Consider the following 12895-nt stretch of genomic DNA (forward strand, 5'->3'; position numbering starts at 1 on the left):
CTTACCTGAGGGGTTAGGCAAAGGTGGCGTGTGACGTGGATTGCCCCAGTGTCCGCGGCCCTTCGTGCCAGGCCGCTCACCGTCCCGATCGGGCCGGCGCGGCCCGGTACCGAGAAGGTCAGAGCCCGCGGACATGCCGGCTCTGCCGCGCCCCTCGGCGATCCGGACCGCCACTCACGCCAACCGGCCCATACGACACCTTTGCCTTTCCCTCCAACAGAGGATCTACGTCCGGCGCGGCGGTGCCATGGGGCTTAGGTCCGCGGTCGGTGGGCCTAAGGGCCGGATCGGACGGTGGCATGCCGAAGGTCCCGGTCCGTAGGGGTCCACAGCCACTCCCGTGTGCTCCCTCAGGGAGAGAGGCTGGAAGCCAGGCCGTCGACATTCGTTGCTGGATCGGCCCCTGACCGAGGAGAAATCATGCGAGCACAGCCGGGAATCGCCACGGCGGTGTGGCGGCGGCTTCATGTCGGCCGGAACCCGCTTGCCCGGCCGTCGGATCGGCTGGAGGCCGCGCTGGTGATCGGTGTGGTCCTGGTCGCCCTGTTGGCGATCCCGTTCGCCGTGGCAGTGGGGTCCGAGGCCTACGACGCCGGGTTGCGGCGAGCGGGTGAGCAGGCCGCGAACCGGCACGAGTCGACCGCGGTGCTGGTGGCCGACGCGCCGCCCGCGCAGGTCCGGTTCGATGGAGTGCCCGTCGAAGAGACGGTGAAGGCGCATGCTCGCTGGATTGTCCCCGGCGGGCCTGTCCGGGAGGGTGTGGTCACCGTGGACCCCGGCTTGACCACCGGCAACGAAATACGGATCTGGCTCGACGCGAAGGGTAACGCGGTCGAGGCGCCCGCGACGCCCGCTGACGTGGCCGGCCAGGGGGTCGGCGTCGGCGTCGCCTTCTGGATCGTGTGCGTGATGCTGCTTGCGGGTTTCTTCCTCGCCGGTCGTTCGATGCTGGGTCGCCTGCGCGGTGCCGCGTGGGAGCGGGAATGGCGGCGGGTGTCGGAAACCTGGACCGCGGCGTGAGGGGAACGGAGTTGTCGCGTCGGCCCTCGTCCTGTTCTCTCCCCGAGCCCGAGCCGGATCATTCAAGACCGCAGTTCTCGGCGGGCAGGAAGATCTGGCCCTGACCGCGCGCCGCCGAACACCGCACACGTGTTCCAGGTACCCTGGGGGGTACCTGAGGAGGTCGGTGTGGAGCTGAACCAAGATGTCGTCGCGGACGTGCGCAAGCGGCTGCGGCGGGCGCAAGGGCAGGTCGGTGGCCTGATCCAGATGATGGACGACGGACGGGACTGCCGGGAGGTCATCACCCAGCTCGCCGCGGTTTCCCGTGCGCTGGACCGGGCGGGTTTCCGGCTGATCGCCAGCGGGTTGGAGCAGTGCCTCGCCGATGACTCCGTGCAAGGGGCCGCCGATCGCGAGGAGCTCGAAAAGCTGTTCATGACCCTGGCCTGAGGGGCCGGGCCGGCCACGGGTGGAATCGGCGCGACACCGAGACGCTCGCGTCGCGCCGAGTGGGACGAACCGTCGTCGTCGCCCGGGATTTCAGCGACGGCCGAACAGTCGCCACGGCTTCCGTGCGGGCTGCTCGGGGGCGCAGGAACAGCGCTGGGCTGCGGGCACATCGCCCAGTACCTGCTCGACGTGATTGCCGCAGCCCCGATAGGACGGCTTTCCGCATTTCGGACAGACGATTCGCTGGCACATTCGGTGTTCCTCCAAGGGGCTCACGACAAGGCCTTTGCGGCCACTATACCCCCAGGGGTACCTGTGTACGCCTCCCGCGGCCCGGGTGAGCCGCCGGCGGTGGAGTGGGGACCATGGTCTCTGGAGATGTGTCCTCGGTGCTGCGACGCTGTCTCGATGGGGCGAATCACCTTCTGTCGCAGTGCCTTTTGAGGTGTCCGGCGAAGTTCCGGCCGATGCGCTACACTGGAAGTCAGATACCCCCGGGGGTATAAGGAGGTTTTATGATCGAGATCATCGCCATCGACACTCCGAGCCTCGGTGACCGCAGTTATCTCGTCGAGGACGGCGAGACGGCGTTCGTGGTCGACCCTCAGCGCGATATCGACCGGGTGCTGGACCTGGCCCAGGTGCGTGGGTTGCGGATCACGGACGTGTTCGAGACCCATATCCACAACGACTACGTGACCGGCGGGCTCGCGCTGGCCCGCGTGACCGGCGCGGCCTACCACGTGAACGCCGCGGACAAGGTGTCCTTCGAACGCGCGTCGATCGAGGACGGGGACGTGGTGGAAGTCGGGCCACAGATGCGCGTACGTGCGCTGGCGACGCCAGGGCACACCTTCACGCACCTGTCCTACGTGCTGGAGTCGCCTGGACGGGTCCCGGCGGTGTTCACCGGCGGTTCGCTGCTGTACGGCTCCACCGGCCGTCCCGACCTGCTCGGCCCCGCCCACACCGGTGAGCTGGTCAAGCGGCAGTACGCGTCGGCTCATCGGCTGGCCGAGATCCTGCCGGATGACGCCGAGGTCTACCCGACACACGGTTTCGGCAGTTTCTGCTCGGCCACGCAGTCCGACGCGGATCGGTCGACGATCGGTCGGGAGAAGCGGATCAACCCGGTCCTGACGCAGCAGGAGCGCGACTACGTGGACAGCCTGCTCGCCGGGCTGGACGCGTACCCGGCTTACTACGCTCATATGGGGCCGGCGAACAGCGCCGGCCCGGGTCTCCCCGACCTCTCCGCACCGAAGACCGCCGATCCGGCCGAGTTGCGTTCGCGGATCGAGGCAGGGGAGTGGGTTGTGGACCTACGGTCGCGGACCGCGTTCGCGGCAGGGCACGTGGCAGGCACGCTGAACTTCGGTGCCGACGGCAATTTCGCCACCTATCTGGGTTGGCTGATCCCCTGGGGTACGCCGCTGTCCCTGCTCGGCGACACCGCGGAGCAGGTCGCCGGCGCGCAGCGCGAACTGGTCCGGATCGGAATCGATCGTGTCGAAGCCGCGGCCACCGGCACGCCCGAAGCGTGGTCGGGCGCCGCGCCGCTCGGGTCGTTCCACCGAGCGGATTTCGGTGAGCTGGCCATGGTCCGTCACCATCGGCCGGTGACCGTTCTCGATGTCCGGCGCAACCTGGAATGGGCGCGGAACCACATCGACGGTGCCGTGCACATCCCGCTGCACGACCTGCTGGGTCGTCTCGGCGAGGTGCCTTCCGGAGAGGTGTGGGTGCATTGTCAGGCCGGCTACCGCGCGTCGATCGCGGCCTCCGTCCTCGCCGCGGCCGGGCGCCGGGTCGTCGCGGTGGATGACGAGTTCGACCGGGCGGCCCTGGCAGGGCTTGCCATGGCCACCGGCTGAGGCGGCCACCATGATGATCCTGGCGGCGGCGTTCGGCCTGGTCATCGGCGCCGCCCTGGGCCTGCTCGGCGCGGGCGGCTCCATCCTCGCCATCCCCGCACTGGTCTATGGGGTCGGCCTCCCGCTGTCCGCGGCGATCCCGACGTCGTTGCTGGTCGTCACGGTGTCCGCGGCCGGGGGCTTGGTGGGGCGGTGGCGGTCGAAGGTGATCCGCTGGCCGGTGGCGCTGGTCTTCGCCACTGCCGGTGTCCCGGCCGCGTTCGCCGGCACCGCGCTGGGGAAACTGCTGCCCGACCGCTGGCTGCTGGTCGCGTTCGCCGTGCTCATGGCGGTGGTAGCGGTACGGATGCTCACCGCCGCGTCGGAGCGCGACGGTGCCTGCCGGACCGGTGCGGGCGGGGTGAACTGGCGAAGCTGCGTGCCCAAGGCCCTCGCCGTCGGCGCGGTCGTCGGGGTGCTGACCGGATTGTTCGGGGTCGGCGGCGGATTCGTCATCGTCCCCGCCCTGACCATGCTGCTCGGCCTCACCGCGCCGGAAGCGGTCGCGACCTCACTGGTCGTCATCGTGCTCACCGCACTGGGCGGGCTGGCCGCCCACGCCACCACGATGCCGGATCTGCCCTACGACATCGCCGCGGTATTCGCCGCGGTGGCCCTCTTGGCGTCATTGCTGGCCGGGAAGGTCGGCGACCGGCTCCCGGAGCGGACCGTCCGGCGGACGTTCGCCTACGTGATCCTCGTGGTCGCCGCCGGAGTCGCGGCCGCGGCCGTGTTCGCCCCAGCCGCCCTGCACGGCGGCTGAACCGCCCATCCATCGAGAAAGGAGATGGTCACCGTGAAATACGACCTGAGCCTCACCCTGGACCTGCCCTACGAGAAAGCCGTCGCCGCGGTGCGTGCCGCGTTGAAAGACCAGGGATTCGGCGTACTGACCGAGATCGACGTCCAGGCCACGATGCGCGACAAGCTCGACGCCGACATGGAACCGTACGTGATCCTCGGCGCCTGCAACCCGCCGCTGGCACATCGTGCGCTGGAGGTCGACCGCATGATCGGGCTGTTGCTGCCCTGCAACGTCGTGGTCCGCGCCGACGGTGACGAACGCAGCCTGGTCCAGGCACTCGACCCGCGCGTCATGATCGAAGTGCCGGAACGCGAAGAGCTCCGCCCGGTCGCCGAGGAAGCGGGCAAGCGCATCCGGGCGGCTCTGGACGCCCTCGCGGCGTCCTGACGGAAGACTCGCGGTTCACGTCACCGGTCGCCTGGCCGCGGTGCTCTCAGCGTTCCCGCGCGAGGAGGAACTCCGTCGTGGAGTCCATTGTGGCCAGCTTGCCGTAGTCACTCTCCTCGATCCGCCCGCCGAGAGTGCCGGAAAGCCGCTCCACGAAGGTCAGGAAGTCGAGCGAGTCGAGTTCGAGTGCTTCACGAAGGTTTTCGCCGGGGTCGAGGGATTCGAGATCGGCCTCGGTGGCGAATCCTCGGAGCGCGGAACGGATCGCCGCGTGTGCCCGGTCTTGGGTGAGTGGCTGGGTCATAGCTCCTCCGGTTTCTGCAGCAAGGCTGTGACGGTCTTGAGGAAGCGGGCGCCGGTGGCGCCGTCGGTCGCGCGGTGGTCACCGGCGAGTGTCGCGGTGACGAGCGGCCGGATGCCGATGAGGTCGCCCACCGCGCAGGGCCGCGGGGTGATCGCGCCGAAGCCGACGAGCGCCACCTGCGGAGGGTGGATGACGCCGTGTACCGCTTCGACCCCGTTGTCGCCGAGATCGGTCACCGTGATGGTGGCGGTCGTCAGCTCCTGGCCGCGCAGGGAGCCGGACCGGGTCCTGGACACGAGATCGCGGAGCCGTCGCATCGTCTCCGGCAGGGAAAGCCGGTCGGCGTCGGCGATCGCGGGGGCGATGAGCCCGCCACCCCGAAGCGCCACGGCGACACCAAGGTGCACTTCGGCCGACGGACGGAAAGCGCCGTCCTTCCAGTGACCGTTGAGTTCGGGAACCTTGACGGCGGCGAGCGCGGTGGCCTTGAGCAGCAGGGCCGCCGGAACGACCCGTTCGGTGACCGGTACCGCGAGGTTGTATTCACGCAGCCAGTCGGTCGCGGCCTTCAGATCGATCGTCGCGGAGAGGTAATAGTGCGGGATCTCGCGTTTGGAGCGGGCCATCAGGGCGGCGATCGTCTGCCGTAGTGCCACCGGATCGGCGGTGTGCCGCGGTGGTTCGGCCGACGGTGTCGTGGACGCCGGTGTGATGGCGGGAAGGTCGCGCGCACGCAGTGCGCCGTCGGCGGAGCCGGGTTCGAGTGAACTCAGGTCGACACGACGTTCCCTGGCGAGCCGCCGGGCGTAAGGCGATATCTTGAGCCGTCCGCCGCCGATCTCGATCGCGCGGCGGTCCGGGCGGGCACGTTCGACGTCGGCGTGCGTGATGCGGCCGTCACGGCCGGTTCCCCGCACCGTCTCCAGATCGACACCGACCTGTGCGGCGAAGGAACGCGCCGGTGGGCTCGCCAGCTCGATCGTGGACCTTCGCGGCTGCTCCGGTAACGCGGGAACAGGCCGTTCGGGCAGTGGGGCGACGGGCGGTTCCGGTTCGCTCCCGGCTTCGGCGGAGCCGATCCGGGCCAAGGGGGTGCCGACCGCCACCGAGGTACCGGGTGGAACCAGGATCTCTTCCACCGTGCCGGAGGTGAAGCACTCCACCTCGATCGCGGCCTTGGCGGTGTCGACGACCGCGACGATGTCACCGCGCTGCACCTTGTCTCCCGGGGCCACCAGCCATTCGATGATCGTCCCGGAATCCATGTCCGCGCCCAGTGAGGGCATCAGGAAGTCGGCCATCTCAGCCCACCGCTCGCTTCGCCGCCGCCACGATGTCCGCGGGCCGCGGGATGGCCGCCTCTTCGAGCTGTTTGGCATAGGGGATCGGTACTTCGGCCGTGCAGACCCGCTCGATCGGCGCGTCCAGCTCGTAGAGCGCCTTCTCGGCGACCCGGGCGGCGATCTCCGCGGACAGGCTGCCGCTGCGCCAGCCCTCGTCGACGATCACCAGCCGATGGGTCCGGGTGACCGAGGCGAGGATGGCTGCTTCGTCGAGCGGGCGGAGGACGCGAAGATCGATGACTTCGGCGTCGATTCCCTGCGCGGCGAGATCGTCCGCGGCGGCCAGCGCGGTGCGCAAGGTGCCCCCGTACGCGGTGATCGTCAGGTCTTTGCCGCTGCGCCGGACCGCCGCGCGCTCGATGTCCACCGCGCCCGCGTCGTCGGCCAGTTCCTCCGAGACGTTGTACAGCGAGCCGTGTTCGAACAGCAGGACCGGATCTGGGTCGCGCAGTGCGGTGAGCAGCATTCCCCGCGCGTCCTCCAGTGTCGAGGGTGTGATCACCTTGAGGCCGGGGATGTGCGCGTACCAGCCTTCGAGGCTGTGCGAATGCTGGGCCGCGAGCTGCCGCCCGGCGCCGGTCGTCATCCGGATCACGAGCGGCACGTTGAGCGCGCCACCGGACATGTGCAGCAGGGTGGCGGCGTTGTTCATGATCTGGTCCAGGGCGAGCAGGCTGAAGTTGACCGTCATGATCTCGACGATCGGCCGCAGGCCGCCGAGCGCCGCCCCGATCCCGGCGCCGACGAAGGCCGACTCGGACAACGGCGTGTCACGGATCCGGTCGGGGCCGAATTCCTCCAGCAGTCCGAGGCTCACCCCGAAGCAACCGCCGTACCGGCCGACGTCCTCGCCCATCATGAAGACCCGATCGTCTTCCTTGAGTGCCTCGCGGAGTCCCTCACGCAAGGCCTCGCGGTACGTCGTCTTCGTCATGATCGCTCCGAGTAAACGAATCGAGTCAGGTCTTCCACGGGCTCGAGCGGGCCGGCTTCGGCGGCCGCGATCGCGTTCCGGATCTCCTTGTCCACTTCGGACTCGATCGTCGCGATCTCCCGGTCGCCGAGTTCGCCTTCGTCCCGCATGAGCGTGCTCATCCGCTCGATCGGGTCGCGTCGTTTCCATTCCTGGACCTCGGATTTGTCCCGATACCGTTCCGGGTCGTACATCGAATGGGCCCGGAAGCGATAGGTGCGCAGTTCGAGGAAGCAGGGCCCGGAACCGCCTCGGATGCTCCGCAGCGCGCGCTCGGCCGCCTCGCTGACCGCGACCGCGTCCATCCCGTCGACCGCCCAGGAGGACAGGCCGTAGGACGCCGCCCTGGTGGCGAGATCGGTCTCCGCCTGCGCGCGTTCGATCGCCGTGCCCATCGCGTACAGATTGTTCTCACAGCAGAACAGAACCGGAAGCCGCCAGAGCGCGGCCAGGTTGAGACATTCGTGGAACTCGCCTTCCGCCACGGCGCCGTCGCCGAACAGGCACACGGTGGCCCGTGGCCTGCCGCTCATCCGGTCGGCGAGCGCCAGTCCCACGGCCACCGGCAACCCGCCGGCGACGATCGCGTTGCCGCCGTAGAACCGGTGCCCGGCGTCGAACAGGTGCATCGATCCACCACGACCACGGCTGCATCCGTTGGTGCGCCCGTACATCTCGGCCAGCACGGCCTCCATCGGGATGCCTCTCGCCAGCGCGTGACCATGTTCCCGGTAGGTGGACACGACCGGGTCATCGGGGCCGGCGGCGTGCATGATGCCGGCGGCGACAGCCTCCTCGCCGATACAGAGATGCATGAATCCGCGGATCGCGGCCGCGCTGTACAGCTCGACGCACCGTTCTTCGAACCTCCGGATCCGGATCATCTGGCGGAGCAGCTCGCGTCGTTGTTTCGCCCGTGGCCCGTTCATCACACACCCTCCAAAGTGGACACGTCACCCTCCGGGAGACCGAGTTCGCGTGCCTTGATCAGGCGGCGCATGACCTTGCCGCTCCGGGTATGCGGAAGTCGCTGTTCGAAGACGATCGCCTTGGGCGCCACGGCACCGAGTGCCTTGCGGCCGAACGCGAGCAGTTCGAGGCGGAGGTCCTCGGTGGGTTCATGGCCCGGTTTGAGGGAGACGTAGGCCTTGACCAGCTCGCCCGCCACCGGATCGGGTGTCCCGATCACCCCGGCTTCGGCCACCGCGGGGTGGGCCAGCAGCGCGCTCTCCACCTCGAAGGGGCCGACGAGGTGCCCGGCCGATTTGATGACGTCGTCGGCCCGGCCCACGAACCAGTAGTAGCCGTCCGCGTCCCGGCGGGCGACATCACCGGTGAGATACCAGCCGTCCGCGAACGCCTTGCCGTAACGGGCCGGATCGCCCCAGTACGAGCGGAACATCGACGGCCACCCAGGCCGGAGAGCGAGCTCCCCGTCGACTCCCGGCTCGGTGATCTCGCGGACGTGCCCGCCGATCACTTCCGCCCGTCCGTCGTCCCCACGTTCGAGCAGGCCCGCGTCGATCCCCGGCAACGGCCTGCCCATCGACCCCGGCCGGATCTCCTCGCTCGCGAAATTGGCGATCATGATCGCGCCGGTCTCGGTCTGCCACCAGTTGTCATGCACCGGCAGGTTCAGCGCTTCCTGGCCCCACACCACGACTTCCGGATTGAGTGGTTCCCCGACGCTCGCGATGAACCGCAACGCGGAAAGATCGAAGCCGCCGGCGAGCGCGCCGCCTTCGCGCATCAGCATCCGCAGCGCGGTCGGAGCGGTGTACCAGTTGGTGACGTGCTGCGAGGCGAGAACGTGATACCAGCGGCGTGCGTCGAATTCGCCCTCGTCGCTGATGATCGTGGCACCGAGGGTCAACGGAGCGATGACGCCGTAGGACATGCCGGTGACCCATCCCGGATCGGCGGTGCACCAGAAGATGTCGTCGTCGCGAAGATCGAGCGCGTATCGCGCGGTGACGTGGTGAGCGAGGACGGCCGCGTGCACGTGCAAGGCACCCTTCGGGGTACCGGTGGTACCGCTCGTGAAATGCAGGAGGGCCGGGTCTTCCGGTGCCGTGGCGCCGATCTCGTAGGTGGCACTCTGCGCCGCCATGGCCGGTTCGAGTGCGGTGGTGTCCGGTTCGGCGTCCCTTCCGGTGAGCAGCACGTGGCGCAGGGACGGGAGTTCGGCGCGCAACCGCCGGATCTTCCGGCGGTACAGCGCCGGCGAGGTCACCAGCACGGCACCCTCGCCCAGTTGCAGCCGCTGCCGGACGGGTTCTGGACCGAAAGCGGAGAACAGCGGCGACAGGACGCAACCCGCTTTGAGCGCTCCCAAGGTCGCGACGTAGAGGTCCGGGACACGGCCGAGGAGCGTGAAGACCCTTTCGCCCCGGCGCACACCGAGTCCGGCCAGGAGATTGGCGAACCGGTTCGTGCGTTCGGCGAGTTCGGCGTAGGTGAGGTCGTGGACTCCGTCGTCTCGATCCAGCCAGCGCAGGGCCGTCTTTCCTGCCATCGGCCCGGTGGCGTGCCGGTCGACCGCTTCGTACGCGACGTTCAGCCCCAGCCCGTCCGGAAGTCCGGAAAGGAGGGTTCCGGCGTCCTGCCACGAGAATTCCGCGCAGGTGCGCTCGTATCCGTCGAGGTTCGCCGCAGCGGTCGTTTTCGTGATGGGTGCCCATTTCATGACGGCCTCCGGAGGGGTTCATCGCGTCGTCCCGCAAGCGCTCCAAGCCACCTCGGGCAAGCTTCGACTTTCGTTGAGCGTCGCCGAGAAGCCTGCCCGCGACGAGGGTCGTAGGTCCCTCTCCGCCGGCCTTTTCGGCCTCGGCGCCACCCGCGGAATGTGAGCTTTGCCTTATCCCTCACTGGTCCCGGGTGCGCGCCAGATCGCGGCGTGCCATTCACCGTTCGAGGTGTAGCCGTTGCCGATCACGGTGCCTCGATCGTTGATCGCGACGGCCTCGCTCGGCATACTGCTACCCGGCAGGGTGCCGAGGTCGGTGATCCGGCCGGCGGCGTCCCATCGGACGGCATGGCCGCGGCCGTCGGCAAGGTGGGCGCTGCCTGCCACGGTGCCCCATCGGTTGATCGCCGCGGCGCTGCTCGAACCGCTGAAAGCGGTCAGTTCCCTGACGGTCCCGGCCCGGTCCCATCGGATGGCACGGGTCTGTTGATCGGCGCGGTCGGCGCTTCCGACGACGGTGCCCGCGTCATTGATGCCGCTCACCCGGCTACGCACGCCACCCGGCGGAGGAAGCAGCTCGGTGACCTGGCCACGGCTGTCCCACCGGCGAGCATGAGGACCAGAATCAGAGCGATAGGCGTTGCCGGCGCTCACCCCGCTTTCGTTGATGCACAACGGGTTCCCAGTGATGTCTTCGGGCGGAAGCGCCAGCGCGGTGGTGCCGTTTCGGCTCCAGCGCACCGGACGGGTGTTCGCCGGGTCCGTATAGGAGGCGCCGACCACGACACCTTTGTCGTTGACGGCCGCCGAGTTGGCCTGAGAGTCGCCTGGGAGCGGGCCGAGATCCGTGATCCGGCCGCTCCGGTCCCACATCACCGCGCGGTAGCGCCGGTCGGCGAGCCGGACACCCCCGATGACGGTGCCCTGGTCGTTGATCCCGCCCGCCCAGCTGCCGATCCCGCCCGGGAGCGTGCCGAGATCGGCCATCCGTCCGCCGGGTTCCCAGCGCACGGCGTGGCTGTCGTCGAGGTCAGCGGTATAGGAGAAACCGACGACCGTGCCGCGTTCGTTGATCGCGTTCGCCACGCTGCGGGTGGTACCGGGCAGGACGCCGAGGTCACTGATCCGGCCGCGGGAATCCCAGCGTACGGCCCGCGACGTCGCCAACGCCGCGCTGTGGGAAGTCCCCGCGACCTCTCCACGGTCGTTCAAAGCCACCGTTTCGCTGTAGACGTGTCCCGGCAGAGTGCCCAGATCGACCACGCGGGGCGCGTGGCCCAGGGTGACGGCACTCGCCTCGGTCGTCGCCATGCCCAAGACGATCAGCAGGCACAACCCTGTCGTAGTCCATTTCCAGGACGGGCGGCGGTTCATTCCGGACATCGAAGCGTCCTTCCTCTCGAAGACTGGCTTTGGTCAGGAACCTGACTCGGCCCTTGCTGAGGAGTGTTCGAACATGTGTCGTATTCGCAGGCGAGGCCGACGCTGGGCGAAGGGCGCTTTCGGCCCTTATCCGGCTAGGGGTGGTCGTGAGTGGCGGTTCGGGTTAGCGCCAAGGTGTCTTGGGTACCCACCGCGGTGCGCGGGTGGCGGCTTCGCGTGTCGTCCACCCAATCACGCGTGTCGTCCATCGAATCACGCGTGTCGTCCATCCCAATGCCGGTTCGGGTTCGAGCCCGAATCGCCACTCACGACCACCGCACCGATCCAGCCACGTTTGTCTTACTCTCGATATCCGATGACGTCCGGCGCGGAATCTTCGTCGAGAAGGTCGCTCGGCTCGGGTTCGAGGATGTCGCCGGCACGGTGTCGGGTGGTCAGATCGTCGACCTCACAGGTCACGCCGTCGAGCTCCTGCCATCGCTCGACCACGGCCGTCGCCTCCTCGTCCGACTCGCAAAGCTCGCGGTGCAGAAGCCTGCCGTCCTGATGGACGCGGACCTCGATGGTGAGGCCGTCTCGGAAGTCGTGATGCCAGATCTCAGTCATATCCCCACGATGAGGTGGCCGGACCACGGTGAGCCAGTGACCTATGACCCCGAGTCGAGGGCCGTTGGGACGCCCGAGCCTTCAGGGGCGTCCGGTGTCTCCGAAAGACGCGCGTGCAGCCGTTCGCGGACCTCGTCCGGGGTGTAGGCGCGCCGCCGCCGCTCCTCACGCACGATCACCGCTCCGGTGGCGGCGACGCCGGCCAGTCCGGCCAGACCCACTACCTTCCACCAGCGCATCTACCTAGACTACCGCTGTGCCGGGAGCAGAGCTCGATCTAGACGAGGCCGTCGCCGTCACACGCACGGGCGATCTGTGGCTCTTCCGAGGCCGGGCCGCGGCCGATCGCACCATCCGGATGGTGACGAACAGCCCGGTCAACCACGTCGGCATGGCGGTGGTGATCGAAGACCTTCCGCCGCTGTTGTGGCACGCGGAGCTGGGGCGTTCGTTACCGGATGTCTGGACGGGGGCTCGCCAGCGCGGCGCCCAACTGCACGACCTCCGTCAAGCCGTGCTCGTGTGGACCGAGCAGTACCACCAGCAGGTCTGGCTGCGCCAGCTCGATCCTCCTGTCGGCGACAAGGAGGAAGATGCCGCTCTGCGCACCATCGCCAAGCTGGACGGTACGCCGTTCCCGTCGACGGCCCGCCTCGCCGCCCGCTGGCTGGGCGGCCGGCTTCCGTTCAAGAAGCGCGACACCGGAGACGCCGCGCTGGAGACCGCTTACTGCGCTGAGATAGTCGCGGTCACTTATGACGCGATGGGCCTGCTGCCCCACGGGCACCGGCCGAGTTGGTACGACGCCGGGCGGTTCTGGAGTGGCGACAGGCTCAGGCTGGCCGAGGGCGCCGAATTGGGCGGCGAGATCGCCGTACGCACTCCTGCTGCTTCCGTCTCAGCGGGTCCTCTGATTCCCGGCTGCGGTCACCTGCCCGGCACGGCGAGGCGGTGAGCACGAAATCTCTACCCGTCCAGCGCCGGCATCGGCCTGAGCGGCGCTCGGAGATCACTCGGGAACAGCGCCATCGTGATGCCCGCCT

The 12895-nt window shown here is 68.8% G+C and carries 14 protein-coding genes; 6 read left to right on the top strand and 8 right to left on the bottom strand.

The window, feature by feature from the left end:
- Nucleotides 1-420 precede the first annotated feature (420 nt).
- The 5 genes from LCL61_RS21705 (at nt 421) to LCL61_RS21725 (ending at nt 4557) form a co-directional block, all read left to right on the top strand.
- Nucleotides 421-1020, top strand: coding sequence for an Rv1733c family protein (locus LCL61_RS21705; RefSeq protein ID WP_340681390.1), 600 nt, complete (start codon nt 421-423; stop codon nt 1018-1020).
- Nucleotides 1021-1188: 168 nt separating this feature from the next.
- The gene (locus LCL61_RS21710) at nt 1189-1452 is read left to right on the top strand and encodes a metal-sensitive transcriptional regulator (protein ID WP_340681391.1); all 264 of its coding nucleotides are present in this window, start codon (nt 1189-1191) and stop codon (nt 1450-1452) included.
- 515 nt (nt 1453-1967) lie between these two features.
- Nucleotides 1968-3326 (top strand): MBL fold metallo-hydrolase, encoded by a 1359-nt coding sequence (locus LCL61_RS21715; protein WP_340681392.1) that lies wholly within the window; start codon nt 1968-1970, stop codon nt 3324-3326.
- Nucleotides 3327-3336: 10 nt separating this feature from the next.
- Entirely contained in the window at nt 3337-4128 is a 792-nt protein-coding gene (locus LCL61_RS21720) for a sulfite exporter TauE/SafE family protein (protein ID WP_340681393.1), read from the top strand.
- A gap of 24 nt (nt 4129-4152) precedes the next feature.
- Entirely contained in the window at nt 4153-4557 is a 405-nt protein-coding gene (locus LCL61_RS21725; protein ID WP_340681394.1) for a DUF302 domain-containing protein, read from the top strand.
- Nucleotides 4558-4603: 46 nt separating this feature from the next.
- Here LCL61_RS21725 and LCL61_RS21730 read toward each other — a convergent pair whose 3' ends face one another.
- From LCL61_RS21730 to LCL61_RS21765, 8 genes are all read right to left on the bottom strand, one after another.
- Nucleotides 4604-4861 (bottom strand): phosphopantetheine-binding protein, encoded by a 258-nt coding sequence (locus tag LCL61_RS21730; RefSeq protein ID WP_340681395.1) that lies wholly within the window; start codon nt 4859-4861, stop codon nt 4604-4606.
- Nucleotides 4858-6162: a 2-oxo acid dehydrogenase subunit E2 gene (locus tag LCL61_RS21735; RefSeq protein ID WP_340681396.1), complete on the bottom strand. Its 1305-nt coding sequence runs from the start codon at nt 6160-6162 to the stop codon at nt 4858-4860. The genes LCL61_RS21730 and LCL61_RS21735 overlap by 4 nt, the downstream gene beginning before the upstream one ends.
- 1 nt (nt 6163) lies before the next feature.
- Complete coding sequence (locus LCL61_RS21740) at nt 6164-7138, bottom strand: alpha-ketoacid dehydrogenase subunit beta (protein WP_340681397.1); 975 nt, start codon at nt 7136-7138, stop codon at nt 6164-6166.
- Nucleotides 7135-8106, bottom strand: a complete 972-nt coding sequence (gene pdhA, locus LCL61_RS21745; RefSeq protein WP_340681398.1) for a pyruvate dehydrogenase (acetyl-transferring) E1 component subunit alpha — start codon at nt 8104-8106, stop codon at nt 7135-7137. Before pdhA ends, LCL61_RS21740 begins: the two co-directional genes overlap by 4 nt.
- Entirely contained in the window at nt 8106-9863 is a 1758-nt protein-coding gene (gene acsA / locus LCL61_RS21750; protein ID WP_340681399.1) for an acetate--CoA ligase, read from the bottom strand. The genes pdhA and acsA overlap by 1 nt, the downstream gene beginning before the upstream one ends.
- Nucleotides 9864-10034: 171 nt before the next feature.
- Complete coding sequence (locus tag LCL61_RS21755) at nt 10035-11246, bottom strand: hypothetical protein (protein WP_340681400.1); 1212 nt, start codon at nt 11244-11246, stop codon at nt 10035-10037.
- A gap of 339 nt (nt 11247-11585) precedes the next feature.
- On the bottom strand, nt 11586-11852 hold the full coding sequence (locus tag LCL61_RS21760; protein WP_340681401.1) for a hypothetical protein: 267 nt from the start codon (nt 11850-11852) through the stop codon (nt 11586-11588).
- A gap of 41 nt (nt 11853-11893) precedes the next feature.
- Entirely contained in the window at nt 11894-12091 is a 198-nt protein-coding gene (locus tag LCL61_RS21765; RefSeq protein ID WP_340681402.1) for a hypothetical protein, read from the bottom strand.
- Nucleotides 12092-12108: 17 nt separating this feature from the next.
- Between LCL61_RS21765 and LCL61_RS21770 the strand changes: the two genes are divergently transcribed.
- Entirely contained in the window at nt 12109-12807 is a 699-nt protein-coding gene (locus LCL61_RS21770; RefSeq protein WP_340681403.1) for a hypothetical protein, read from the top strand.
- The last annotated feature ends 88 nt before the right edge of the window (nt 12808-12895 follow it).

The sequence above is a fragment of the Amycolatopsis coloradensis genome (genome assembly GCF_037997115.1).
In the GTDB taxonomy this organism is placed as follows: domain Bacteria; phylum Actinomycetota; class Actinomycetes; order Mycobacteriales; family Pseudonocardiaceae; genus Amycolatopsis; species Amycolatopsis coloradensis_A.

Excerpts from the sequence above, each read along its gene's own strand:
- LCL61_RS21760 (WP_340681401.1), bottom strand. The coding sequence starts at position 11,852 with ATGACTGAGATCTGGCATCACGACTTCCGAGACGGCCTCACCATCGAG.
- acsA (WP_340681399.1), bottom strand. The coding sequence starts at position 9,863 with ATGAAATGGGCACCCATCACGAAAACGACCGCTGCGGCGAACCTCGAC.
- LCL61_RS21730 (WP_340681395.1), bottom strand. The coding sequence starts at position 4,861 with ATGACCCAGCCACTCACCCAAGACCGGGCACACGCGGCGATCCGTTCC.
- LCL61_RS21715 (WP_340681392.1), top strand. The coding sequence starts at position 1,968 with ATGATCGAGATCATCGCCATCGACACTCCGAGCCTCGGTGACCGCAGT.
- LCL61_RS21755 (WP_340681400.1), bottom strand. The coding sequence starts at position 11,246 with ATGTCCGGAATGAACCGCCGCCCGTCCTGGAAATGGACTACGACAGGG.
- LCL61_RS21725 (WP_340681394.1), top strand. The coding sequence starts at position 4,153 with ATGGTCACCGTGAAATACGACCTGAGCCTCACCCTGGACCTGCCCTAC.
- pdhA (WP_340681398.1), bottom strand. The coding sequence starts at position 8,106 with ATGAACGGGCCACGGGCGAAACAACGACGCGAGCTGCTCCGCCAGATG.
- LCL61_RS21705 (WP_340681390.1), top strand. The coding sequence starts at position 421 with ATGCGAGCACAGCCGGGAATCGCCACGGCGGTGTGGCGGCGGCTTCAT.
- LCL61_RS21720 (WP_340681393.1), top strand. The coding sequence starts at position 3,337 with ATGATGATCCTGGCGGCGGCGTTCGGCCTGGTCATCGGCGCCGCCCTG.
- LCL61_RS21740 (WP_340681397.1), bottom strand. The coding sequence starts at position 7,138 with ATGACGAAGACGACGTACCGCGAGGCCTTGCGTGAGGGACTCCGCGAG.
- LCL61_RS21735 (WP_340681396.1), bottom strand. The coding sequence starts at position 6,162 with ATGGCCGACTTCCTGATGCCCTCACTGGGCGCGGACATGGATTCCGGG.
- LCL61_RS21765 (WP_340681402.1), bottom strand. The coding sequence starts at position 12,091 with ATGCGCTGGTGGAAGGTAGTGGGTCTGGCCGGACTGGCCGGCGTCGCC.